The sequence below is a fragment of the Achromobacter sp. 1L-A-4-B-C2 genome (genome assembly GCF_057291955.1).
Genome location: NZ_JBXAWP010000005.1, coordinates 670033 through 694299 on the forward strand (window position 1 = coordinate 670033; position 24267 = coordinate 694299).

Annotated in this window: 21 protein-coding genes; 15 read left to right on the plus strand and 6 right to left on the minus strand. The window is 65.3% G+C overall.

The features are described 5' to 3' along the window. Positions 1 to 7: 7 nt before the first annotated feature. On the minus strand, positions 8 to 685 hold the full coding sequence (locus tag AC0Z35_RS25015; protein WP_485132736.1) for a DJ-1/PfpI family protein: 678 nt from the start codon (positions 683 to 685) through the stop codon (positions 8 to 10). A gap of 90 nt (positions 686 to 775) precedes the next feature. On the opposite strand from AC0Z35_RS25015, the gene AC0Z35_RS25020 reads away from it, so the two are divergent. Continuing rightward, positions 776 to 1663: a GlxA family transcriptional regulator gene (locus tag AC0Z35_RS25020; RefSeq protein ID WP_485133021.1), complete on the plus strand. Its 888-nt coding sequence runs from the start codon at positions 776 to 778 to the stop codon at positions 1661 to 1663. After that, on the plus strand, positions 1660 to 2106 hold the full coding sequence (locus AC0Z35_RS25025; protein ID WP_485132735.1) for a hypothetical protein: 447 nt from the start codon (positions 1660 to 1662) through the stop codon (positions 2104 to 2106). Before AC0Z35_RS25020 ends, AC0Z35_RS25025 begins: the two co-directional genes overlap by 4 nt. A 68-nt stretch (positions 2107 to 2174) precedes the next feature. Here the strand turns inward: AC0Z35_RS25025 and AC0Z35_RS25030 are convergent, their stop codons facing one another. Beyond that, a complete protein-coding gene (locus AC0Z35_RS25030) occupies positions 2175 to 2897 on the minus strand; it encodes an SDR family oxidoreductase (protein WP_485132734.1) in 723 nt (240 codons plus the stop codon). After that, a complete protein-coding gene (locus AC0Z35_RS25035) occupies positions 2894 to 3889 on the minus strand; it encodes a Bug family tripartite tricarboxylate transporter substrate binding protein (protein WP_485132733.1) in 996 nt (331 codons plus the stop codon). The genes AC0Z35_RS25030 and AC0Z35_RS25035 overlap by 4 nt, the downstream gene beginning before the upstream one ends. Before the next feature lie 146 nt (positions 3890 to 4035). On the opposite strand from AC0Z35_RS25035, the gene AC0Z35_RS25040 reads away from it, so the two are divergent. The 6 genes from AC0Z35_RS25040 to AC0Z35_RS25065 all read left to right on the plus strand — a co-directional run bounded on the left by AC0Z35_RS25040 (position 4036) and on the right by AC0Z35_RS25065 (position 11166). Continuing rightward, the gene (locus tag AC0Z35_RS25040; protein WP_485132732.1) at positions 4036 to 5076 is read left to right on the plus strand and encodes a cyclase family protein; all 1041 of its coding nucleotides are present in this window, start codon (positions 4036 to 4038) and stop codon (positions 5074 to 5076) included. Positions 5077 to 5079: 3 nt separating this feature from the next. Next, positions 5080 to 6699: an AMP-binding protein gene (locus AC0Z35_RS25045; protein WP_485132731.1), complete on the plus strand. Its 1620-nt coding sequence runs from the start codon at positions 5080 to 5082 to the stop codon at positions 6697 to 6699. Between the two features lie 4 nt (positions 6700 to 6703). Next, complete coding sequence (locus AC0Z35_RS25050) at positions 6704 to 7447, plus strand: GntR family transcriptional regulator (RefSeq protein WP_046804777.1); 744 nt, start codon at positions 6704 to 6706, stop codon at positions 7445 to 7447. A gap of 159 nt (positions 7448 to 7606) precedes the next feature. Further along, positions 7607 to 8869, plus strand: coding sequence for an ABC transporter substrate-binding protein (locus AC0Z35_RS25055; RefSeq protein ID WP_485132730.1), 1263 nt, complete (start codon positions 7607 to 7609; stop codon positions 8867 to 8869). A gap of 242 nt (positions 8870 to 9111) precedes the next feature. Next, on the plus strand, positions 9112 to 9525 hold the full coding sequence (locus tag AC0Z35_RS25060; RefSeq protein ID WP_046807877.1) for an NUDIX hydrolase: 414 nt from the start codon (positions 9112 to 9114) through the stop codon (positions 9523 to 9525). A 246-nt stretch (positions 9526 to 9771) separates the two neighbouring features. After that, entirely contained in the window at positions 9772 to 11166 is a 1395-nt protein-coding gene (locus tag AC0Z35_RS25065) for a GntP family permease (protein ID WP_104144893.1), read from the plus strand. On the opposite strand, the gene AC0Z35_RS25070 is transcribed toward AC0Z35_RS25065, so the two are convergent. Continuing rightward, positions 11145 to 12056 carry a LysR family transcriptional regulator gene (locus tag AC0Z35_RS25070; protein WP_219990478.1) on the minus strand — a complete coding sequence of 304 codons (912 nt, stop codon included), beginning with the start codon at positions 12054 to 12056 and terminating at the stop codon, positions 11145 to 11147. The two genes, AC0Z35_RS25065 and AC0Z35_RS25070, sit on opposite strands and share 22 nt — an antisense overlap. A gap of 144 nt (positions 12057 to 12200) precedes the next feature. Here AC0Z35_RS25070 and AC0Z35_RS25075 point away from each other — a divergent pair, with 144 nt between their 5' ends. Together AC0Z35_RS25075 and AC0Z35_RS25080 are read left to right on the plus strand one after the other, a co-directional pair. Next, the gene (locus AC0Z35_RS25075; protein WP_485132729.1) at positions 12201 to 12956 is read left to right on the plus strand and encodes an SDR family oxidoreductase; all 756 of its coding nucleotides are present in this window, start codon (positions 12201 to 12203) and stop codon (positions 12954 to 12956) included. 694 nt (positions 12957 to 13650) lie between these two features. Further along, positions 13651 to 14535, plus strand: a complete 885-nt coding sequence (locus tag AC0Z35_RS25080) for a crotonase/enoyl-CoA hydratase family protein (protein ID WP_104144890.1) — start codon at positions 13651 to 13653, stop codon at positions 14533 to 14535. A gap of 48 nt (positions 14536 to 14583) precedes the next feature. On the opposite strand, the gene pdeR is transcribed toward AC0Z35_RS25080, so the two are convergent. Then, positions 14584 to 16581, minus strand: a complete 1998-nt coding sequence (pdeR, locus tag AC0Z35_RS25085) for a cyclic di-GMP phosphodiesterase (RefSeq protein ID WP_046807875.1) — start codon at positions 16579 to 16581, stop codon at positions 14584 to 14586. A 311-nt stretch (positions 16582 to 16892) separates the two neighbouring features. Further along, positions 16893 to 17888, minus strand: coding sequence for a Bug family tripartite tricarboxylate transporter substrate binding protein (locus AC0Z35_RS25090; RefSeq protein ID WP_104144889.1), 996 nt, complete (start codon positions 17886 to 17888; stop codon positions 16893 to 16895). Between the two features lie 221 nt (positions 17889 to 18109). On the opposite strand from AC0Z35_RS25090, the gene AC0Z35_RS25095 reads away from it, so the two are divergent. The 5 genes from AC0Z35_RS25095 to AC0Z35_RS25115 form a co-directional block, all read left to right on the plus strand. Further along, positions 18110 to 19885, plus strand: a complete 1776-nt coding sequence (locus tag AC0Z35_RS25095; protein ID WP_162941188.1) for an IlvD/Edd family dehydratase — start codon at positions 18110 to 18112, stop codon at positions 19883 to 19885. Between the two features lie 80 nt (positions 19886 to 19965). After that, positions 19966 to 20649, plus strand: coding sequence for a GntR family transcriptional regulator (locus AC0Z35_RS25100; RefSeq protein ID WP_485132728.1), 684 nt, complete (start codon positions 19966 to 19968; stop codon positions 20647 to 20649). A 286-nt stretch (positions 20650 to 20935) separates the two neighbouring features. Then, a complete protein-coding gene (locus tag AC0Z35_RS25105) occupies positions 20936 to 22993 on the plus strand; it encodes a type VI secretion system Vgr family protein (RefSeq protein WP_485132727.1) in 2058 nt (685 codons plus the stop codon). Positions 22994 to 23045: 52 nt separating this feature from the next. Then, complete coding sequence (locus AC0Z35_RS25110; RefSeq protein ID WP_485132726.1) at positions 23046 to 23942, plus strand: DUF4123 domain-containing protein; 897 nt, start codon at positions 23046 to 23048, stop codon at positions 23940 to 23942. Continuing rightward, positions 23939 to 24267: toxin VasX (locus AC0Z35_RS25115; RefSeq protein ID WP_485132725.1), on the plus strand; the 329-nt coding region annotated here is incomplete at its 3' end. The genes AC0Z35_RS25110 and AC0Z35_RS25115, both read left to right, overlap by 4 nt.

Here is a 24267-nt window from a genome sequence, read left to right on the forward strand (position 1 = left end):
CCTGTTTTCACGGCGGCATGTTCGCCGCCGCCTGATCCACCCGGGCGGCGCGACGGTCAAAGCGCGCCTGCGACATCGACAAATAACGCTGGACCACGGCGGGCTCGGAGGTGGCTGGCGTGCCGCCGGGAAACGGCGGCTTGGGGTCGTACTCGATTTGCAACTGGATCAGCTTGGCGACGTCTTCGCCGCATAGCGCCGCCACCACCTTCAAGCCCATGTCGATGCCCGACGTGACGCCACCGGCCGTATAGGTGTTGCCGTCCACGCACAGACGTTCTTCGCTGGGAATCGAGCCAAACCGCGACAGCAGTTCGCGCGCGCGCCAATGGCTGGACGCCCGCTTGCCGCGCAGCAACCCCGCCGCGCCCAGCAACAACGAACCGGTGCAGATGCCGAATACATAGCGCGCCGCCAAGCCCTGCCGCCGCGTGAAGGCCACCCAATCGGCGTCCACGATGGCATCATCCGTGCCCGGCCCGCCCGGCACCACCAGCAGATCGCATTGCCGCGCCGACGCCAGCGTTTGCGTGGGCACGAACTGCAAGCCGCGATCGCACCGTACCGGATCACGCGTTTTTGCGACAAAATCCACCGTGAAGCCCGGCGCGTTCGCCAAGACCTCGTAGGGCCCGGTCATATCCAGCTGGGTCAGCCCTTCGAACAAGAGAAAATTCACATGCATGACGATGCTCCCTTGAAAACGCCAGCGTCCAGCATAGGCGGACGCGCCCGCGCCGGTGCGCCAGAAGCGGATGAATTTGCGCCACAACGCGTGTTGTTCCTGCTGTACGACGGCTTTCAGCCGCTGGACCTGGCCGGCCCGTGGCAGGCATTCACGTCCGCCAACGAAGAGGCCGGCAAACCGCTCTACCAACTGCGCACCATCGCGGCAACGCCGGTGGTCGCCACCTGGGAACAGGGGCTGCGCATGCAGGTGGACGGCACCTTCGAACACGATGCCGATGCACCGATCGACATGATGTTCGTGCCGGGCGGCCCGGGGGTGGATCGCGCCAGCGCGCACGCCGAAACCATGGCCTGGCTGCGACGCCGCGACGCCCTTGCCCCGCGTACGTGCAGCGTTTGCACGGGCGCCTTCGTGCTGGCCGCCGCCGGCCTGCTCAATGGCCGCGCGGTCACCACGCATTGGCGATCCGCGGACCGGCTCCGGCTGATGTACCCCGCGTTGCGCGTGCAAGACGACCGCATCTTTATCGAAAGCGGCAAGTACTGGACGTCGGCGGGGGTGACGGCGGGTATCGACCTGGCGCTGGCGCTGATCGAACGCGACTTTGGCGCCGCGCTATCGCAGCAAGTGGCCCGCCGCCTGGTCGTCTTCATGCGGCGCGATGGCGATCAGCGCCAATACAGCCAAACGCTGCGCTTGCAGGATCGCGTGTCCGCGCCGTTCCGGGACCTGGTCGAGAAGATCGAGGCAAAGCTGTCGGCGCGCTGGACGGTGGACGACATGGCCGATGCCTGCCATATGTCGCGCCGCACGTTCCAGCGAAAATTTGCCGCGCACTTCGGCGTGGCGCCCACCGAAGTGCTGCGGCGGCTGCGCCAAGAGCGCGCCGACGCGTTGCAGGCGACCGGTAAGATGTCGAAAAAATCGGTCCGACGATTTGTCGGGCCACTCCACAACAGGCCCGCTCCATGACCACACCCGCTGTCCCTTGCAAGCCCTTGCGTCGTGCCCTTGCGCTGTTGGCCGTGGGCCTTGCCCTGCCGCTGCTGGCCGGTTGCGACGACCCCGCCGGCCCGCCCAAGCTGACCCTGGAACAGCGCCTGTTCAAAGACCTGACGCCCAACCGCGAGTTCAAGGGCGACCTTAACGGCCAGCCGGTGCACCTGATCGTCAACGATTGCGAGGTCTACCTGAACGAAGCCGATCCGGAAAGTGCATCCGGCGGGCGCCGCTGGACCAAGGTGCTGGAACCCGAGTTCTACCCATCGTTCATGGACTGCCAGCGGCAGTCGTTAAGCCGCGTGGGCAAGATGGTGGAAGCCGAGATCGGCGAAATGGCGATGGGCGCGGGCGGATGCTGCGCCACCGGCGGCCGCTTCCGTTCCACGGATGGCCGCGTATGGAAGCCGCAGTAGGCTGCGCGCACCGCTGCCGGATGCCGCGCAGCGTCGCGACCCCGACGGCCCCGACGTCCCGACCCGCGTCAGCCCGCCAGGCCCACCGACATCCCGCCGCAGACATACAGCAGTTGCCCGGTCATGAACCCGGCCTGCCGATCCAGGAACATCGCGACGCTGTGCGCGACCTCTTCCGGCTGGCCCACCCGCTGCACGGGAATGGAGGCTTGCAGGGCCAGCGTCTTCGGCGCCCCCGGGGGGTTGGACTGGTTGAACAATTCGGTGGCGATCGGCCCGGGCGCCACCGTGTTGACCGTGATGCCGTCGGCCGCCAGCTCCAGTGCCCAGGTGCGCGTCATGCCGGCCAGCCCGGCCTTGGACGCGCCATAGACCGTGCGCCCGCCCTTGCCCAGCGCCGCGCGGCTGCCGATATTGACCACGCGCCCGTACTTCGCCTGGCGCATCGCGGGCAGCAGCGCCTGTAGCAGCAGCACGGGCGCGGTCAGGTTCAAGGCCAGGGTGCGCTGGAGATCGGCCTCGGTCACGTCCGCGATATCCGCCACCTGGATCATGCCGGCGTTGTTCACCAGATGCAGCACGCGGCGCTCGGCCGCAAGCGCTTGCGCGGCCTGGCGCGTGGCGGCCGCATCGCCCAGGTCGACCGAACGGAAAGTCTCGCCCGGCAGCACCGCATCGGGCGGACGGCGGCTGAAATTGACGACCTGATACCCGTCATTAAGGAGGCGGGCCACGATGGCGCGGCCGATGCCGCGGCTACCGCCGGTGACAAGTGCGATGGGCGTGTTCATTGCGCGGTGATTCCTTGGTCTTTGATAAGCCCGCCCCATTTCTTGCGCTCGGCGCGTTCGAAGGCGGCCAGGTCGGCGCCGAAAAGCGTACCGGGTTTTGCGCCCATGGTGGCGAAATTCGTGGCCACGGCCGCGCTTTGCAATCCGCTGCGCGCGGCCTCGATCAGCTGCTTGACCACCGGCGCCGGTGTGTCGCGCGGGGCATACAAGGCGAACCACGCCGTCACGTCGAAACCGGGCAGGCCGGATTCGGCAACGGTCGGCAGATCAGGCACCGACGCGTCGCGTTCGGCCGACGTCACGGCCACGCCGCGCACCAGGTTGCCGTCCTTGATCTGCGCCAGCGCGCCGGGCAGGTTGTCGAACAGCAGGTCCACCTGCCCGCCCGCCACGGCCGGCAGCGACGCCGACGTGCCCTTGAACGGCACGTGCAACATCGTCACGCCCGCCATCGCTTCGAAATAGGCGCCGGTCAGGTGCACCGACGAGCCGATGCCCGGCGATGCGTAGGTCAGCTTTTTGTCGGGCGATTGCTTGGCGGCGCGGATAACGTCAGCCACCGTCTTGTAAGGCGACTTTGCGCTGACGGCAATCACATTGGGCGTAGTGGACACCAGGGCAATCGGCACCAGGTCGCGCTCCGGATCGAACGCCATGTTGCTGTACAGGAACTGGTTGATGGTCTGCGTGCCGATGGTGCCCAGGCCCAGCGTATAGCCGTCGGGCTTGGCGCGCGCCACATGAGCCATGCCGATGTTGCCGCCCGCGCCGGGCTTGTTTTCCACCAGCACTGTCTGCTTCAACCCGGGCTGCAAGGCGTTGGCGATGGCACGGCCGAAGATATCGGCGCCGCCGCCCGGGGGATACGGCACCACCACGGTCACGGGGTGGTCGGGATAGCCGGCGGCATGCGCCACGGGCAACGCCAACAACGCCAGGGCGGCCAGCGCCAGACGGCGCCGCCCGGCGCGCGGGGAAGCGGATTGGGTCATGAACTTGTCTCCTGTCGAACCCGCTGTTTGCGGATTTCTTTTGAATTGAACGGCGGCGAAAACGGCAGCTAGTGACGGCGCCTGCTCAAAGTACGTAAATACGTACTATAGTTATAAAAACATAGAAATCGGATAGGAGACAAGCAATGAAACGTTGGACGCAACGCCCGGAAGGATCCACCTGGGGCGACTTCGGCCCGGACGACGAGCTGGGTCGGCTGAACCTGCTGACCGAGGAAAAGGTCTTGCAGGCGGTGCGCGAAGTGCGCGCGGGCAAGGTGTTCTGCCTGTCGCTGCCGCTGGACCTGCCCGGCGGCAACGTGCTCAATCCCCGCCGCCATGCGCCCACGCTGAAACCCACGTTCCGTGAAGGCACGCCGTACCTGAACTTTGCGATGTCGCAGTTGCAGCCCGAGGCCGTCGACGTGCTGTCCGACGACCAGGTCACGCTGTCGATGCAATATTCCACGCAGTGGGATGGCCTGTGCCACGTCGGCGCGCTGTTCGACATCCAGGGCGACGGCGAAGCGCGCCGCGTCTACTACAACGGCTACGCCGCGGGCGTAGACGTGTTTGGCGGCGCTGACCCGGATACGGCTGCCGATGCCTGCTGCCCGCCGGGCGGCTCGTTTGCGCGCAAGCTCAGCGTCAGCCGCTATGCCGAAAAGGGCATGCAGGGGCGTGGCGTGCTGGTGGACCTGGAACGCGCGTTCGGCCCGGGTCGCACCTTGGTCGGCCATGAGCAGCTGCAAGCGGCCATGCGCGAACAAAAGGTGCAGGTGGAAACGGGCGACATGCTGGTGCTGCGCACCGGTTTTGCCGACCGTTTAATCGAGATGAACGGCCAGCCCGACCCGCACGCGCTGGAACAGACCGGCGCGGTGCTGGACGGCACCGACAGCGCCTTGCTGGACTGGATCAGCGCCAGCGGCGTAGCCGCCATCTGCGCCGACAACTACGCCGTGGAATCGTATCCGGCGCGCACGTCCGGCCCCGGCCATTCCATCCTGCCGCTGCATCACCATTGCCTCTTCAAGCTTGGCGTACCGCTGGCCGAGCTCTGGTACTTGAAGGACCTGGCCGACTGGCTGCACGCCAACGGGCGCAACCGTTTCCTGCTGACCGCCCCGCCGCTGCGCATGCCCGGCGCGGTGGGCTCGCCGGTGACGCCCATTGCCACGGTGTAAGCCATGACGCCGCCTTTTTCGACCTTTGCCGCGCACCTGGACGCGCTGGTTGGCAGCCGCCCCGAGTCCCCACTGCTGATCGACCAGAACGTGCCAATCAGCGCGCGCCAGCTACGCGATCAAAGCCGCGCGTTGGCGGCGGGCTTGGCGCATATCGGCGTGCGCCCCGGCCACCGGGTGGCGGTGTGGTTGCCCAACTGCGCCGCCTGGGTAGAGTCCTTCCTGGCGTGCGCGCATCTGGGCGCGCTGGTGCTGGCCGTCAACACGCGCTTTCGCGCGCTGGAAGTGGCCGACATATTGGGACGAGGCCAGGCCGACTGGCTGGTGTTCTGGCCGGGATTCAAGGGCATCGATTTCGCGGGCATTCTGGCCGATGTGCCCCCACAGGAATTGACGCGCCTGCAAGGGGTCGTGGCCATTGCCGAATCCGACGCGGGCGCCCGCTCGGCGTCCCTGCACGGCAAGCCCGCGCATCGCTATGCCGACCTGCTCGCCACCCAGGCCCCGCTCCCTTGCCCGCACGGCAACGCCGGGGTGCTTTGCTTCACCACGTCCGGCACCACGTCCAAACCCAAATTTGTTTTGCACGACCAGCAAACGTTGCTGCGCCACGGCGCGACGGTGGCCGACGCTTTCGAATACGACGACGAAAGCTGCATCCTGGCCAGCGCACCGTTCTGCGGCGCGTTCGGCTTTGCCACGCTGGTGGGCGGCCTGGCGCGCGGCGTGCCGGTCGTGTGCGCGCCCGTGTTCAACGCGGCCGAATCGGCCGACGCCATCGCGCGCCATGCCGTCACGCACACCTATGCCAACAACGAGGCGCTGGTGGGCATGATGCAGGCGGCGCCGGCCAGCGCTTTCACGTCCGCGCGGCTGTTCGGCTTTGCCAGCTTTACCCCCGCGCTGGACAACATGCTGGACCTGGCGCGCCAGGCGGGCGTGCCGCTGACCGGCCTGTACGGTTCCAGCGAGCTGATCGCGCTGGTGGCGGGCCAGCCCCGCGATCCGGCCGAAGGCGACGTGGCCGCGCGGCATCAGCCCGGCGGCACCCTGATCTATCGGGACGCCCGCGTGCGCGCCCGCGACCCCGACAGCGGCCAGGTGTTGCCGCACGGCCAATCGGGCGAGATCGAAATCCTGTCGCCCAGCCTGATGCAAGGCTATCTGGACAACCCGGATGCAACGCGCAACGCCGTCACCGTCGACGGCTATTTCAAGACGGGCGACCTGGGCTACACCCTGACCGAGCGCCAGTTTGTGTTCCAGACCCGCATGGGCGATTCGCTGCGGCTATCGGGCTTTCTGGTGAACCCGGTGGAAATCGAACAGGTGGTTGAAACGCTGCCCGGCGTGCGCGCGTGCCAGGTGGTGGGCGCCACGCGCCACGGCAAGTTCGTGCCCTACGCCTTTGTGCTGCTGCAAGACGGCGCGCACGCCGATCCCGCCGCCTGGACCGCTGCCTGCAAGGCGGCGATGGCCGGCTTCAAGGTGCCGGTGGGCTACACGGTGCTGGACGCCTTTCCCTCGGTGGAAAGCGCCAATTCGGTCAAGATCCAGAAACATCGGCTGCGCGACATGGCAAACGCTATGCTCTCGGATCCTTCCTCACCGCCCGCGCCCTGACCCCATGCCCGCCCGCAAGCTTTTTTCGCGCAGCCCCCAGCCGCTTTACCTGCAAGCGGCGGCGCTGTTTCGCAGCCATATCCAGAATCGAACCTGGCGGCCGGGCCAACAGATTCCACCGCTGGAATCGCTGATGGAAACCTATGGCATTTCGCGGGCGACCATCCGGCAGGCGTTCGGCCTGCTGGAGCAGGACGGGTTGATCCGGCGTTCACGCGGCTCGGGCACTTTCGTCAACGCCGAACTACCGGAAACGCCCACGCTGCTGATACCCAAGACCTGGGCCGAAACCGTGGAACTGAGCAACCAGCTGGGCACGGTGTCGCTGGTGGAATCCAGCGCCGACTCGCCACTGCCCGACACGCTGGGCATGCCTTGCGAGGCCGACCGCGGCGGGCTGTTCCAGTATTTGCGGCGCGTGCACACGACGGATGCCGGCCCCTTTTGCTACAGCGAGGTGTTCCTGGAAAGCGGACTGTTTCGCAAGCATCGCACCCGCATTCAGAAAAGCACCGTGGCGCCCGTGCTGGACCAGTTCTACGGCACCCGCATCACCGAAGCGCGCCAGGTGTTGAACGTGATTGAAGCCGGCCAGGAGTCGGCCGAATCCTTGCAGATTCCCGTGTCGTCCCCGGTGGCGGAGCTGCGTCGCTACGCCTGCATCGACGGCCGCGTGGTGTATTTCGCGCGGCTGGAATTTCCGTTTCGCAAGGTGCGGATGGAATTCGATTTGCTGGCCCAGCGCTGACGGGTCAACGCCCCCACGCCCACGACCACCCCGCCCCCGCCCCATCGCCCAAGGAGCCCATCCCCGTCCACGCCACTTTCGCGGCCCGCCCCAAAAAGCCAGAGCGCCATCAAGGCGCCAGCAGGTTTTCACATGATCCGGCACAAGAGGAGACAAACCATGGCTTACGCCAAGATGCCCCGGATTTCCATGCAATGCCGCAGCACGATTACCCGTTTATTTGCCGCTTCCGCCCTGGCAGCGGCCGCCGCCACCCCTGCCTGGGCGCAGCAGCCGGCCGCCATCTCTGACGATATCGTCAGGCTGGGCCTGATCCTGGACATGAGCGGCGTCTACGCCGACGTGACCGGCAAGGGCAGCGCCACCGCCGCCCAGATGGCCATCGACGACTTCGGTGGCACGGTGCTGGGCAAAAAGATCGACCTGATGGTGGTGGACCACCAGAACAAGGCCGACATCGCCGCCGCCAAGGCGCGCGAGTGGTACGACACGCAGAAAATGGACGCCATCATGGACGTGGCGGGGTCCGCGCCCGCGTTGGCGGTGCTGGAAGTGGCCCGGGAAAAGAAGAAGATCGTGGTGTTCAGCGGCCCTGGCACCGAACGCATCACCAACGATTTGTGCTCGCCCTATTCGGTGCACTACACCTACGACACCTGGTCCCTGGCCAACACCACGGCGCGCGCCACTGTCGAGAAAGGCGGCAAGAGCTGGTACTTCCTGACGGCCGACTACGCCTTCGGCCACACGCTGCAAGCGTCCGCCACCGAGGTGGTCAAGGCCAACGGCGGCACGGTCCTGGGCGCGTCACGCCACCCCTTGGGCTCCAGCGATTTTGCGTCGTATCTGCTGCAAGCGCAGGCCAGCAAGGCACAGGTGATCGGGCTGGCGAACGCGGGCGGCGACACGGTCAACGCCATCAAGGCGGCCAGCGAATTCGGCCTGACCAGGGGCGGCCAGAAAATGGCCGGCCTGCTGCTGTACATCAACGACATCCACGCCATCGGCCTGGACGCTGCCGCCGGCCTGACCTTGACCGAGGCGTTCTACTGGGACATGAACGACCAGACGCGCGCCTGGTCGCAGCGCTATTACGACAAGCTCAAGAAGATGCCCAACATGAGCCAGGCGGGCACGTATTCGTCGGTGATGCACTACCTGAAGGCAGTGCAGGCGGCTGGCACCGACGCGCCGGAAGCCGTGATGAAGCAGATGAAGTCCATGCCCATCAACGACTTCTTCGCCACCAATGGCCGCATCCGCGAGGACGGGCGAATGGTGCACGACATGTACCTGTTCGAGGTCAAGCAGCCGTCGGAATCCAAGCGGCCGTGGGACTACTACAAGCTGGTCGCAACGCTGCCGGGGGATCAGGCGTTCATGCCCTTGTCGAAGTCGACCTGCCCGCTGGTGAAGAAGTAGCAAACAAAGTAGCAAACGAAGTAGCAAACCCGCTCCAGGCGGTGCCGCATCCGAATACGCTAGGATGAGCGCCACCGCTTGGAGATTTCCGCATGCCCACCGCCGCGCCGCCCCCCGACTTCCCTTCCAACGCCGCCCCGCCTTCATCCGCTGCCAAGCGTGCAAGCGCGGCCTCGGAGTCATCCACGGCGACCACGCCATCCGATCCCGCCGCCGCTGCGCCCGAGCCGGCGCGCGGCCCGATCGCCGCCACCATCGCCGCCGTCATCCGAGATGGCCACGTGCTGCTGGTGCGCCGCGCCAACCCGCCCGACGAAAATTGCTGGGCTTTCCCCGGCGGCAAGATCCACGCCGGCGAGCCATTGGAAATCGCCACCGCCCGCGAACTGCTGGAAGAAACCGGCGTGGTGGCCGAGCCGCTGCACGTGTTCGACGCCGTCGACGTCTTCGATCGCGACGACGCCGGCGTGCTGCGCCGCCATTTCATTTTGATCGCCATGCTGTGCCGCTGGCAGTCCGGCGAACCCGTCGCGGGCGACGACGCACGCGACGCGCGCTGGGTCCCGCTGTCGGACCTGGAAGGCCACCGCCTGGCCACCAGCTTCGGCGTGGCGCGGCTGGCACGCAACGCGGCGGCATTGATGTCTATGTTGTGACCCCGGGGTGTCCATGCCGATGCTGGCTGGACCGGCGCCGCTTGCTGCAATGGGTGGTGGCGTGGTGCGGCTTGTCTGCCGCGTGGTATCTGGCCGACGGTGACGACGCGGCGGTCGACCTGAACATCGCCCACCAGGCCCACGCGCTGCTGCGCGCCTGAACCGCGCCCGCGTCACATGCCGGCCGGGATGATCGGGTAAGGTGTATGCCCTTCACCCCTTATCTCTTCATTCCTGGAGTCCTGAATGACCGGATTGTTTATCGTGGTGGCGGCGCTGGCGTTTCTGATGCTGGCGGCGTATCGAGGCTATAGCGTCATTTTGTGCGCGCCCATCGCGGCCATGGGCGCGGTGCTGTTGACGGACCCTTCCGCGCTGGCCCCGGTGTTTTCGGGCATCTTCATGGAGCGCATGGCGGGGTTTGCCAAGCTGTATTTCCCCGTGTTCCTGCTGGGCGCGGTGTTCGGCAAGCTGATCGAGCTCTCGGGCTTTTCGCGCGCCATCGTGCAGGCCGTGCTGCGCATGATCGGGGCCGAACGCGCCATCATTGCCATCGTGCTGGTCTGCGCGGTGCTGACCTACGGCGGCGTATCGCTGTTTGTGGTGGTGTTTGCCGTTTACCCGTTCGCGGCCGAGATGTTCCGCCAGGGCGGCATCCCCAAGCGCCTGATGCCGGGCGCCATCGCGCTGGGCGCGTTCACCTTTACGATGACCGCGCTGCCGGGCACGCCGCAGATCCAGAACATCATTCCCACCACCTTCTTTGAAACCACGACGTGGGCCGCGCCATGGCTGGGGCTGATCGGCGCTGCCTTCACGCTGACGGTGGGCGTGACGTATCTGGAATGGCGCCGCAAGCGCGCGGCGGCGGCCGGGGAAACCTATGGCACCGAACTGCGCAACGAACCCGCCACCCCGGCCACGGAACGCAACCACCACCCGCTGATCGCGTTGCTGCCGCTGGTGGTCGTGGGGGTAATGAACTTCCTCCTGACGCGCTGGATTCCGGGCTGGTATCCCGCCGGTTCCGAAGTGGACCTGCCCGGCCTGGCCAAGCCCATGCCCGTCAACGCCGATGACCAGGTGGCGCTATGGGCCGTCATGGGTGCGCTGATAGCCGGCATTGCCACCATCCTGCTGTTCTCGTTTTCGACCATCAAGGCGCATTTTGCCGAAGGCAGCAAAAGCGCCGTGTCCGGCGCGCTGCTGGCGTCCATGAACACGGCCGCCGAATACGGCTTTGGTGGCGTCATCGCGGCGCTGCCGGGTTTCTTGCTGGTGGCCGATGCGCTCAAGGCCATCCCCGATCCGCTGGTGGGCGAAGCCGTGGCGGTGACGTCGCTGGCGGGCATCACCGGGTCCGCCTCGGGGGGCATGAGCATCGCGCTGGCCGCCATGGCGCAGACGTTTATCGATGGCGCGGTGGCCGCCGGCATCCCCATGGACGTGCTGCATCGCGTTGCCGCAATGGCCAGCGGCGGCATGGACACCTTGCCGCACAACGGCGCCGTCATCACGTTGCTGGCGGTTACCGGCCTGACGCACCGCCAGTCGTACGGCGACATCTTCGCCATCACGCTGATATCTACGATGTCGGTGTTCGTAGTGATTGCGGTGTACTACCTGACCGGCATCGTCTGATCGAACGCGGTGGCGAACACCTGGACCAGCCACTGCGTGAAGACGCGCACCCGCGCGGACACCTGCCGGTTCTGCGGATACAGCACCGACACCGGCATGGGCGCGGGCGGCAGATGCGGCAGCACGATGCGCAGATGGCCGGCCGCCAGTTCGCGCTCGACGCGATAGCGCGGCACCTGCACCAAGCCCAGCCCGGCCAGCGCCGCGCTGGTGTAGAGCTCGGCACCCGTCACACTGACCACCGACGCCGGGCGCGCCGTGACGTTGCGCCCGTCCACCATGAAATCCAGCGCAATGGCCCGCCCGCTGGCGCTGGACACGTAATCCACCGCGCGGTGGTGCGCCAGATCGTCCAGGCCGGCGGGTGTGCCAAAGCGCGCCAGGTAGGCCGGGCTGGCCACGGTTACCTGCGGCATCAGCGCAATCTGGCGGCCCGCCAGCGAAGAATCCTGCAAGGCGCCCGCGCGCAGCACGCAGTCCACGCCTTCGCGCACCAAGTCCACCAGACGGTCGTCTTCGCCCAGGTGAAGCACGATATCGGGATAGCGTTCCAGAAAGCCGGGTAGCCCCGGCATCACGAAATACTTGGCCAGCGTGCCCTGCGCATTGACCCGCAGCAAGCCCTTGGGCGCGGTGTTCAGGAACGCGCCGTCGGCCTCTTCCAGGTCGGCCAAAAGGCGCACGCAACGCTGGTAGTAAGCCTCGCCGTCGTGCGTCAGCCGGACCTGCCGCGTGGTGCGTTCCAGCAGCCGCGCGCCCAGCCGCTGTTCCATGCGCTTGATCAGGTTGGTGACGGTGGCGCGCGGGATGCGCAGGTCTTCGGCCGCCTGTGAAAAGCTGCGCCGCTCGGCGATGCGCACGAACACCTGCATTTCCTGGAATCGGTCCATGCCTAGGCGGAGATTGTTAATGCAAATGAAATGATGTTAGCGATTATCGGGTAATTATTTTCGGTTTGGAATAGTTCATGATTCGTCTCAAGCCGTACGCCCTGCGGCCTGCGCCCTACGCCCTTTTTGAACCGGAGATTCCCAATGAACAAGCAAGCCCCCGAACAAGCATCGCAACGCGTCGCCCTGGTTACTGGCGGGTCGCGCGGCATTGGCGCCGCCATCGTGCGCCGCCTGGCCGCCGACGGGTACGCCGTGGCCATCAACTATGCCTCCAGCGCGGCGCACGCCGACACCCTGGTCAGCGAGATTCGCCAGGCCGGCGGGCGCGCGTTGGCGGTGCAGGCGGACGTGGCGCGCGCCGACCAGGTGCGCGCGATGTACGACAAAGTGGAAGCCGAGCTGGGCACGGTACACGCGCTGGTCAATTGCGCCGGGGTGTTGACGGTGCAGCCGCTGGCGGAAACCACCGACGAGGCCTACGACCAGACGTTCGACATCAACACGCGCGGCACCTTCAACACGCTGCGCGAAGCCGCCACGCGGTTGGCGGACGGCGGCAGCGTCATCAACGTGTCCAGCACCACCGTGGCAACCAACCTGCCGGGTTACGCCATCTACATCGCCAGCAAGGCGGCAGTCGAAAGCCTGACGCGCGTGTTCTCCAAGGAACTGCGCGGCCGCCGCATCACGGTCAACGCCGTGGCCCCCGGCCCCGTTGCCACCGAGCTGTTCCTGAAAGGCAAAAGCCCCGAATTGATCGAGCACTTTGCCAAGATGCCGCCGCTGGAACGGCTGGGCCAGCCGGACGACATTTCAGGCATCGTGTCGTTCCTGGCCGGCCCGGATAGCGGCTGGATCAACGGGCAGGTCCTGCGCGCCAACGGCGGGCTGGCATAGCGATGCGCCTGCGCGGGCGGTGGTCAGGCGCGTGCATCGTCATGATGCGCGCGCCGATATATGGCCGCCCTGCCCCGCGCCAACCGTGCCTTTTCAGAACCGTGCCTTTCAGAACCGACACTGCGCGGTCGCGACCGTCGGCCGGCTTGTAGGTCAGGAACACGCTGCCGTTGCGCCGCGCCACGTTGCTGACGCGGTTTCTGCACATTTTCGACCTTGCGCCGTCTGGGCTAGGGCCTGCGGCAAGGCGGATGACAGGGCTAAGGCAAGTGCCCAGGACAGGCGGCGGGGATAAACGGCGGATACATCGCAAAGCCCTTGTTCGATTCAGGTTGACGAAAGCCGATGCTGTCGAGCATCGATTTCATTTACCAATAAGAATTATTTTCCGTTGCCCAAAGGCAACCAGCTCATCCGTCTGCATGACGCACGACGCCGACACGCCCCCGCCCCGCACCGCCCGGAACGTCGCGAATTTGCGAGCTTGCTCATCCGTTGCGGCGATGCGGGCCCTCGCCCGTGAGGGCGAGACCAACCATGCGTTGTTGTGGATTTTGCTTTCTTCACTCGGGAGTTCGACCTACGGCCAAGTCTGGCCAGCCGGACGAGATTTGCATGAGACGGCACCCGGAAGGTCTGGTTTAGGCTGACCCGGCAGTACTCCGACTCACCTTGATCGATTGGACGAAAGCAAATGAATCAACTCATTCATACAGACTGCCATCCCTTCACCGCCGCGGGAAACATGAAGCAGATATCCGCCTTTTATGAGGAGGGACGCCGAGTCATGTGGATGATGCTGCGTGCGCAACCGCGGCCGTGCTTCAACCACGAACTTATCGACGAAATCATGACCCTGGCGCGCGCCGCCAAGGACTCCGGGCTGCCGATCGACTTCTGGGTCACGGGCTCGCTGGTGCCGCAGATCTACAACGTGGGCGGCGACCTGAACTTCTTTGCCGAGGCCATCCGCACCGGCAAGCGCGAAGCGCTGCGTGCCTACGCCCGAGCCTGCGTGGACTGCGTACACGCCGCCTCGCGCGGTTTCGACACCGGCGCGATCTCGCTGGCCATGATCGAAGGCACGGCGCTTGGCGGTGGCTTTGAAGCCGCGCTGGCGCACCACTTTGTGCTGGCGCAGAACAATGCGCGCATGGGCTTTCCAGAAATGGCGTTCAACCTGTTTCCGGGCATGGGTGGCTATTCGCTGGTGGCGCGCCGGTCCGGCATGAAGCTGGCCGAAGAGCTGATCAGTTCGGGCGAATCGCACACGGCTGAATGGTTCCACGGCAAGGGGCTGGTGGACACGCTGTTCGAGCCGGGCGAGGCGTATCGCGCCACCCGCACGTTCATCGATGTGATGCGACCCAAGCTGAACGGCATGCGCGCCATGTTGCGCGCCCGCCAGCGCGTGCTGAACCTGTCGCGTTCCGAATTGATGGACATTACCGAAGACTGGGTCGAAGCCGCATTCTCGATCGACCCGAAGGACCGTGCCTACATGGAACGCCTGGTGCTGGCGCAGAACCGTCGCAGCGCCGTCAGCAGCGACGCCGCGCAGGAAGCCACCATGCACTGAGCGCGGCTGCCCACGGACCCGGCAAGCCTGCTCCCGGCGCGGGCCGCATCAGGCGATCAGATGCAGCCGGCGCCGTTGGGCCAGCCAGGTGACGAATTCGGACGCGGGCATGGGCTTGGCGTACAGATAACCCTGCTTGGCGTCCACGCCCAGCGTGTCCAGGAAACCGGCCTCTTCGGCGGTTTCCACGCCTTCGGCGATCACCTTCAGTTCCAGCGTGCGCGCCACCGCCACGATGGCGCGGGCCAAGGCCTGCGACACCGGGTTTTCGTTCACGCCGCGCACAAAGCTGGCGTCCAGCTTGATGGCATCAAGCGGTATGCGCGCCAGCTGCGACAGCGACGAATAGCCCGTGCCGAAGTCGTCCAGGTGCACGCGCGCGCCCAGTTGCCGGAACTGCTTGATCAGGTCGATGGCGGCGCCCTCGTCTTCAATCAGGCAGCTTTCGGTAAGCTCGATATCCAGCATGCACGGGTCCAGCCCCGCGTCGCCGATCGCGCGCATGAAGTCGCTGACCACGCCCTTGTCATCCAGCTGGCGGGCCGACATGTTGATGGCGATGCGGATGTTCAAGCCGTCGCGTTTCCACGCCGCGGCCTGACGCGCCGCTTCGCGCATCACCCACACGCCCAACGGCGAGATCAGGCCGGATTCCTCGGCGTAAGGGATGAAGGTGCCCGGGCAGACCATGCCGCGCTCGGGCGAGCGCCAGCGCAGCAAGGCTTCAACGCTGTGCACTTCGCCGGTGCGGCCGACCAGCTTGGGCTGGTAGTACAGCATCAGATGATTTTCGGCCAAGGCCTTGCGCAGGTTGGTGTCCAGCCACACGTAGTCGGCGTTGCGCCGGTCCATGTCGGGTTGGAACACACGGTAGGTGTGGCGCCCCGCTTCCTTGGCCACGTACATGGCGATGTCGGCGCTGCGCACCACGCTGTCCAGATCGGCGCCGTGGTCCGGGTACATCGCGATACCGATCGAGCAGCTGGTGTAGACCTCGATCAGGCCTTGCCGGAAGGGCTCGCGCAAGCGTTCGATGATGCGCTCGGCGGTGGATTCCAGTTCCCAGGCCTGCGCCTGTTCCTGCAACACGATGAACTCGTCGCCCCCCAGCCGGGCCAGCGTCTGGCCGGGTGACAGGCAGGTGGAAATCGCCACCGATACCGCCTTGAGCAGGCGGTCGCCAAAGCCATGGCCGTAGTGGTCGTTGATACGCTTGAAGTTATCCAGGTCCAGGAACAGCACGCCGCCACGCCCCTCTTGCCCCGCCGCCAACGCCGCCTTCAGGCGCGCGGTGATCGCGTGGCGGTTGGGCAGGTTGGTCAGCATGTCGGTGTTGGCCAGCACGCGCAGGCGTTCCTGCGCCGCGCGTTCTTCGGTGATGTCGGTGCCAGAGCAGATCAGGTAGACGCGTTTTTCACCGCTGCCGCTGGTGACGAATTTATTGCGGAACAGGAACAGGCGCGGACCCTTGACCGTGTTGATCAGGCGTTCCACTTCGTAAGACTGCCCGCGCTTGTAGAACTCGGCGATATTGCGACGCGAGGCAATGGCCTCTTCGCGCGTCATGAACATTTCGAACACGCTGCGTCCGACGATGTCCTGTTCGCGCTTGCCCGTGTATTCCTCGCTAAGCTTGTTAAAGCGCTGCACGCGGCCGTTCTGGTCCACGATGACGATCACCGAATTGGCCTCGGACACCACGGTTTCGGCAAACGACAAGCCTTCAACCAGGTCCTTGGCTACCGACTCGGTATCGGAATGGGCGGACGCGGTACCGGCCCATTCATTCGGATTGATCTTGCGCCCTACCAGGTGCAGGCGCAGCAGATCACCGTATAGCGAAATGTCGATGCGCACGCTGGAGGTAATCCCCGTCAGCGACCGAATCATGTCGGCCTGATCCGGCCTGAGCGCCATCGCGACATTCGTCGCCCCCTTGATGGCGGCCAATTCCATGGCGTCGCTATCGGCCGACACGCGCCAATAAGGGCTGTGCGTACCGAAGTGCGTGTACAGGATCGACTTTTCGTCTTGATTCTCTGTCATCGTGGTATCCCCCCACTGTCCTAGGCTGGACCGCAAAGAACATTACGGCCTAGTCCGAACAGGGTCAATACCCGGGTGCAGCGCACAAATCCTGTATTGCGAATTATTGCATCGGCTTTTCCGGCGGCACGGCGCACGAAGGACTTCCCGCCCGGAATTAATGCGTGCTTTCCCCCTTCCACGAACGTGTTGTTGCGCGAGGCCGGGTGGCGTTGCACAAAAAATTTCGCCGAAGATTCGCGAGAATCTTCGGCGTGCGATCAAAAACAGTAAGGCGACACCAGGTCAATGTCCCGGTCTATGAAGCGGGATCAGTCCCCCTTCACACCTGCCTCGTCGATGACCTTGGTCCAGCGGGCCAGTTCGGCCGAGATCCGGGCCCCGGCATCGGCCGGCGTGGTCCAGGTGGCGATGGCGCCCTGGTTCAGCAACGAGGCCTGCACCTGCGGCTTGGCCAGGATCTTCTTCAGTTCGCCATTCAGACGGTCGATGACCGGCGCCGGCGTATTGGCGGGCGCGACGATGCCGAACATGGAACTGACTTCGAAGTCCTTCAAGCCGGCTTCAGCGGCGGTCGGCACGTCGGGCAGCGCGTCCACGCGCTTGGGCGAGGTCACCGCCAACGCGCGCAGCTTGCCCGCCTTGATGTTGGCCTGCGCGGCGGGCACGGTTTCGATCATGCTCAGCACCTGCCCGCCCATCAGGTCGGTCATGGCGGGGCCGCTGCCCTTGTACGGCACGTGCAGGATGTCGACGCCCGCCGTGCGCTTGAACATTTCGCCGGCCAGATGCTGCGGCGATCCGTTACCGGCCGAGGCCATGGTGATGTAGCCGGGCTTGGACTTGGCCAGCGCGATGAATTCGGACAGCGTCTTGGCCTGCACCGACGGGTTCACCACGAACACCAGCGGCACGGTGCCCACGATGGACACCGGCGCAAAGCTCTTTTCCACGTCATACGTGACGCGGCCGCGATACAGCGCGGCATTGATGGAGTGGCTGGTCAGCGCGCCCATCAGCAGCGTGTAGCCGTCGGGTTGCGCCTTGGCAACCTGGTCCGCGCCGATGTTGCCCGCCGCGCCCGCGCGGTTTTCCACGATGACCGATTGGCCCAGCGCGCCCGTCAGTTCCTGAGCCAGCACGCGGCCGATCACGTCGGTGGCGCCTCCGGGCGGGTACGGCACGATCAGGCGGATGGGCTTGTCGGGATAGGCATCGGCGGACAGAGCCGGGGCGGACACGCCGGCGCACAGAGCCAGCAGGGAAAACAGGACGGCACGGCGCGGCCGCAGACGCAGGTCTGACATATAGGTCTCTCCAGCCGGGATGAGTATAGGAATGGACGGACGCCCGGCTCGTCAACCGCGCCAGTGTAGGAGCCGAAACTTGATTGAAGAATCAGAATTTTTCTATCGACTGATCGCTAATAACGATCAATATTCGTCGGCGCGAAAACCGCTTGCAGCCCCTTTCAAAGGCTGGCTATGATCTTGGACCTGGATTATCAATAATATTATCGGGACTGAAAATGACGGACGAGACCAAGGGCGCCAAGCCCGTGATGGGCCCTTTTGACAGCGACAGCGCCACCGCGCAGGGCGTGGCGCGCGGGCTCACCAACTACGGCGACAAGGGTTTCTCGCTGTTCTTGCGCAAGGCCTTCATCAAGGGCGCCGGCCTGTCGGATGACGCACTGGCTCGTCCCATCATCGGCATCGTCAACACCGGCAGCAGCTACAACCCGTGCCACGGCAACGCCCCGCAACTGATCGAAGCGGTCAAGCGCGGCGTCATGCTGGCGGGCGGCCTGCCGATGGACTTCCCGACCATCTCGGTGCACGAAAGCTTCTCGCAGCCCACCAGCATGTACCTGCGCAACCTGATGTCGATGGACACCGAGGAAATGATCCGCGCGCAGCCCATGGACGCCGTGGTGCTGATCGGCGGCTGCGACAAGACCGTGCCCGCGCAGCTGATGGGCGCGGCCTCGGCCGGCGTGCCCGCCATTCAATTGGTCACGGGGTCGATGCTGACTGGCTCGCACCGTGGCGAACGGGTCGGCGCCTGCACCGACTGCCGCCGCTACTGGGGCCGCTACCGCGCCGATGAGATCGACGCGCCGGAAATCGCCGACGTCAACAACCAGCTGGTGGCCAGTGTGGGCACCTGTTCCGTAATGGGCACGGCCAGCACCATGGCCTGCATCACCGAAGCGCTGGGCATGATGGTGGCGGGCGGCGCGTCGGCCCCCGCCGTGACCGCCGACCGCGTACGCGTGGCGGAACGCACCGGCGCCACCGCCGTGGCCATGGCCGCATCGCGCCTGACGCCCGACCAGATCATCAACGGCAAGTCCATCGAAAACGCCTTGCGCGTGCTGCTGTCGATCGGCGGGTCCACCAACGGCATCGTGCACCTGACCGCCATCGCCGGCCGCCTGGGTATCGACATCGACCTGGCCGGGCTGGACCGCATCAGCCGCGAAACCCCCGTGCTGGTCGACCTGAAGCCGTCGGGCCAGCACTATATGGAAGACTTCCACGACGCCGGCGGCATGCTGGCGCTGCTGCGCGAGTTGCGTCCATTCCTGCACCTGGACGTGATGACGGTATCCGGCCGCACGCTGGGCCAGGAACTGGATGACGCGCCGGCGCCCTTCAAGCAGGACGTGATCCGCACGGCGGCTGCCCCCATCTACCCGGTGGGCGGCCTGGCCGTGCTGCGCGGCAACCTGGCCCCGGGCGGCGCCATCATCAAGCAGTCGGCCGCCAACCCCAAGCTGATGGAACACGAAGGCCGCGCCGTGGTGTTCGAAGACGCCGAGGACATGGCGCGCCGCATCGACGACGACGCGCTGGACGTGACCGCTGACGACATCCTGGTGCTCAAGCGCATTGGGCCCACCGGCGCGCCGGGCATGCCGGAAGCCGGCTACATGCCGATCCCCAAAAAGCTGGCGCGCGCCGGCGTCAAAGACATGGTGCGCATTTCGGACGGCCGCATGAGCGGCACGGCGGCCGGCACCATCGTGTTGCACGTCACGCCCGAGTCCGCGATCGGCGGCCCGCTGGCTTACGTGCAAAATGGCGACCGCATCCGCCTGTCGGTGGCCAACCGCGAAATCGCGCTGCTGGTGGACGATGCCGAACTGGCGCGCCGCGCGGCGGAAAAGCCCATCACCCGGCCCACCGCCGACCGCGGCTACCGCAAGCTGTTCCTGCAAACCGTAACGCAGGCCGACCAGGGCGTGGATTTCGACTTCCTGCGCGCCGGCGTTACGCATGACACCGTGCCGAAGAAATAAGTGGGCCCGGCGTCAATTACCTGGCTTGAAACCCCTGGCGTAGATCGCCGTAAAGCAAACCGACCCGGCAACCTTCCGACATGAACGCCATCACGCCCGACGCCCTGCAAGCAGAGGCCCCCGACGCCACGCAATCCGCGGTGGCAGCCCTGGAAGAAGACATCGTCTTCGGCCGGCTGCACCCGCGCGAACGCCTGACCGAAGACGAGCTGATGGCGCGCTTTTCCATGAAGCGCCATGCGGTGCGCCAGGTGCTTACCGAGCTGGAACTGTTGGGCGTGGTCGAAAAAAAGCGCAACGTCGGCGCCGTGGTGCGGACATTTTCCGCACGTGAAGTCGTGGAGCTGTACGCGTTGCGCGAGGTGCTGGAAGTCCACGCCGCCAGCCAGATGCCGCTACCCGTTGCCGAAGCGCGGCTGGCGGCGTTGATCACGGTCCAACGCGAACACGACGCCGCCGTGGCCGACGGCGACGCACGCCGCGTGTTCCGCAGCAACCAACGCTTTCACCGCGAATTCTTCGGCCTGCTGGACAACGCGGTGCTGGGCCAGGCCATCGAGGAATACGCCCGCCGCACCCACCCGATCCGCTTCGGCACCCTGGTCGCCGCCGGCCCTCGCGAACGCGCCAGACAAGAACACTGGGCCATGATCCACGCACTGCGCGACGGCGATCGCAAGGCCTTGATGACAGTCTGCCGGGACCATTTGCTGCCTTCGCGCGACGCGTATCTGGCGTCGGAACAAACGCGGCTGCGGGCGTGATGCGCGCCGCAGGCAGGGCCGATGCGGCAAAAGCCCCGGGTTCGGCCAGGACGCGCGGCCTGACTGTTACCCAATTTGGCGACTCGCATCGCAAGCCCTCTTTGGATATACGGATAAGAAGTCTATCCATGATGCCCAAGGGTAAGGTTCAGAAACCAGTCCGCTGACTTTCCTATTCGCCCTATAGCCACTGTCTGAAAGGCAATGCGCTTTTCGTAATCGTCCTATAGCCCCGTCCCGGCGATGTGGCCGACCATGTCGGCATCTCGCGTCCCGGGGGGCTATCGTGACTCATCTGTGCGACCTGCGCTTTACCTTTGGCGTCGTTGGCGGCTTGGATTTCGAGCTTGTCGAGTTCACGTTTGACGAAGCGCTTTCCGAACCGTTTCGCCTGGAGCTGGAACTGGCCAGCGCCGATGCGTCGATCGACTTTGCCCGAATCCTGGATCAACCCGCGCTGCTGACCATTTGGCGCGACGATGCCCCGTTGCGGTACATCCACGGCGTCGTGTCCCGTTTCGAACAAGGCACGACCGGCTTTCGCCGCACGCGCTACCGCGCCACCGTCGAACCGCAGCTGGCCCGCGCGGGCCTGTGTTCCGATTGGCGCATCTTCCAGCACCTGTCCGTGCCCGAAATTCTGCAAAGCGTCCTGAAAGAGCACGGCATCCTTGATTACGAGCAGACGATCACGCACGAGCACCTGACACGTGAATACTGTGTACAGGCCGGCGACACGGACCTGCACTTTGTTGAACGTCTGGCCCGAGAAGAAGGATTCTTCTACGCCTTTCACCACCACGCCAAGGGTCACCGGCTGATACACAGCGACCGCCTGCACATACACGGCCGTATCGACGGGAATCCCGTGCTTTATCAACCGGCACCCGGGGGTGACCAAACTGAACCCGCGCTGCGCCGGTTCTCTTATGCCGAACAAGTCCGTACCGCCCGGCAAACCCAGCGCGACTACACCTACACCCATCCGCGATACGCCCAGGAACACAGTCACGACGGCAGCGACCTGCAACATCAGCACGCCCATTACGAACGCTACGACTACCCCGGTCGCTACAAGCGCGACGAAGCGGGCAAACCCTACACAGAAAACCGGTTGCGCGGCCTGCGGCGTGACGCGCGCGTCGCAACTGTCGAGGGCGACGACCCTCGCCTGGAGCCAGGACTTTCGTTCGAACTGGTCGGCCATCCGCGCAACGACTTGAACCAAGGCTGGCGTCCGATACGCATGCGCCATCATGGCGTCCAGCACACCAGCCAACAAGAAGACGGCGCCGATGCGCAACGCGGCACGCAATACCGCTACACCGCGGAACTCGTGTCAAAGCACGCCGAATGGCGAGCCGAACCGTTGCCCAAGCCTCGGATCGACGGGCCGCAGGTCGCCACGGTGACGGGCCCCGCAGGCGAGGAGATCTATTGCGACAACTACGGACGGGTCAAAGTGCAATTCCCCTGGGACCGCCTGGGCAAGCATGACGAGCACAGCTCATGCTGGATCCGGGTATCGCAAAACTGGGCGGGCGCCACGGGGGGTCACATGGCAATACCCAGGATCGGACAGGAAGTCATCGTGAACTATCTGGACGGCGATGCGGACCAGCCGGTCATCACCGGCAGAACGCACATGGCGCTGCAGCTGCCGCCGTATGAGCTGCCCCGCCACAAGACACGCATGACGATCAAGAGCCAGACCCACAAGGGCCAGGGCTACAACGAACTGCGATTTGAAGATGAGCGGGACCAAGAAGAGATATACGTCCACGCGCAGAAGGACCAGAACATTCACGTCAACCACGACGAGAACACGTTTGTCGGCCATGACCGCAGCGAAAAAGTGGAAAACGACGAAACCATCGTGATCGGCCATGACCGCGAGGAAACGGTGGGCAACGATGAACGCGCCGACATTGGCCGGGATCGCCGGCACCGGATCGGCCAGGACGAGGTGCTGGAAGTCGTACGGGACCACAGCATCATCACTGGCAAGGACCGAACAGACGAAGTGGGGAACAATCGTCGCGACAAGACGTTTGCCCATCACTGGATTGAAACCGGCGGTCACGTCGAACACCGGATTCAAGGGCATCACCGCATCGAAGCCGGGCAGGCGATTGAACGCGCCACCACCGTCTACCGCCTTCAAACCCGCGAGCGGATCGTATTGCAAAGCCCCGGTGGCTCGATCACGCTTGATGAAGGCGGCATCACGCTGGACGGTGTCGCCGTCAATATCAAGGGCCCGCTTAATCAGCGAGGCTCGGGGGCGCGGGCGTCGCGCTCAACATTGACGGCACGCCAAACGCCGACGAACCCATTTGCCTAAGCTGCTGGCTCAAAGCGGCGAAAGAGCGCACCGCGCTGATGAAGGTAAGCCCATGATTCCGTCCCAACTGCAACGGGCTCTGGCGGAAGACATACACGGCGCACCGCCCGGGCACGCGCGTTATTCGATGGTGTTGATCGATATGGCGGCGTTATCCGACGCGCAACGCGACAAGGTCCAGCGCGACATGGCTGGCAAGCTCCATCCGCTGTTGCTGGACCATGAGTTCGCGGTCTTACGGCCGCTGGGCGCGATGCTGGCTGGCCCGGGCGAAGGCGGTCTTTCTTCGCTAAACGGTTTGGTATCCGTAGCGAGCCCCTACGACACCGACATCGCCCAAGCCTGGATCACCAGCACCCTCAGTCCGGCCGACCTGGCCGTCCATTTAAGCCAGGCCAGCTTCGCGGTCGATCAAAACGGCGAACGTTACCTGCTGCGCTTCTACGACCCGTTGATCACCCCCGTTTTGCACAGGCAAGCCGACGCTGCCTGGGTAGACGGCTTGTTTGCACCCATCATTTCATGGTGGTTTACCGGTGCCGATCTCAAGCATCCGCAATGGCACCGCATTCCGGGCGGTGCAAATGCCCAATGCCGTCCGCCCACGCCCCTGGTGTTGACGGAGGCGCTGTGGACGGCCCTGGCGGCGGATCCGCTTGAGCACCGCTTGCTTGACGCGCTCGAACGAGCCTCGGCTGACCTGTTCTCTTCCCCATGCCGCGGGGTGCGTTTGGCGCATATTCGGACCCACCTTGCGTCGGCCCATCAGATCGGGCTGCGCCGCCATGACGATTTGATCGCCTTCGTATTCACGGCCTTGTCGCGGCCGGCCGCCAGCCTTCACGCCGACCGCGCATGGCAGCAGGCGCTGCAGCATGCCGTCGCTGGAGGAACACCCCTAGCCGTCGCCACCTCGATCCCTACTCCGCGCAACAGGACTTCCCGATGACGATGCCGACCCTTGCGTCCCTGGTGCCGGAAATTCTCCGCATCGCTGATCAGACGCGCTGCGACGCGGGCCCCAGCGCCGTGGTCGCGTGCAAGAGCGAAGTCGCCATCCTGCCCCTGCGCTATGCCGTTGTGACCGACGCCGGCCCGGGCCTGGATACCTTGGCGCCTGCGCTACCGTCCCACCTTGGCGCCGATTTTCCGCCGCTACAGGGCAAGCACGCGCGCTATGCCGTACGCACGATGCGCAGAGGCTATCTGTACCTGTTCACGAAGCGCTACATGAAGGACTGGTTCTGCGAAAGTGCCTATCGCACCTATGACAC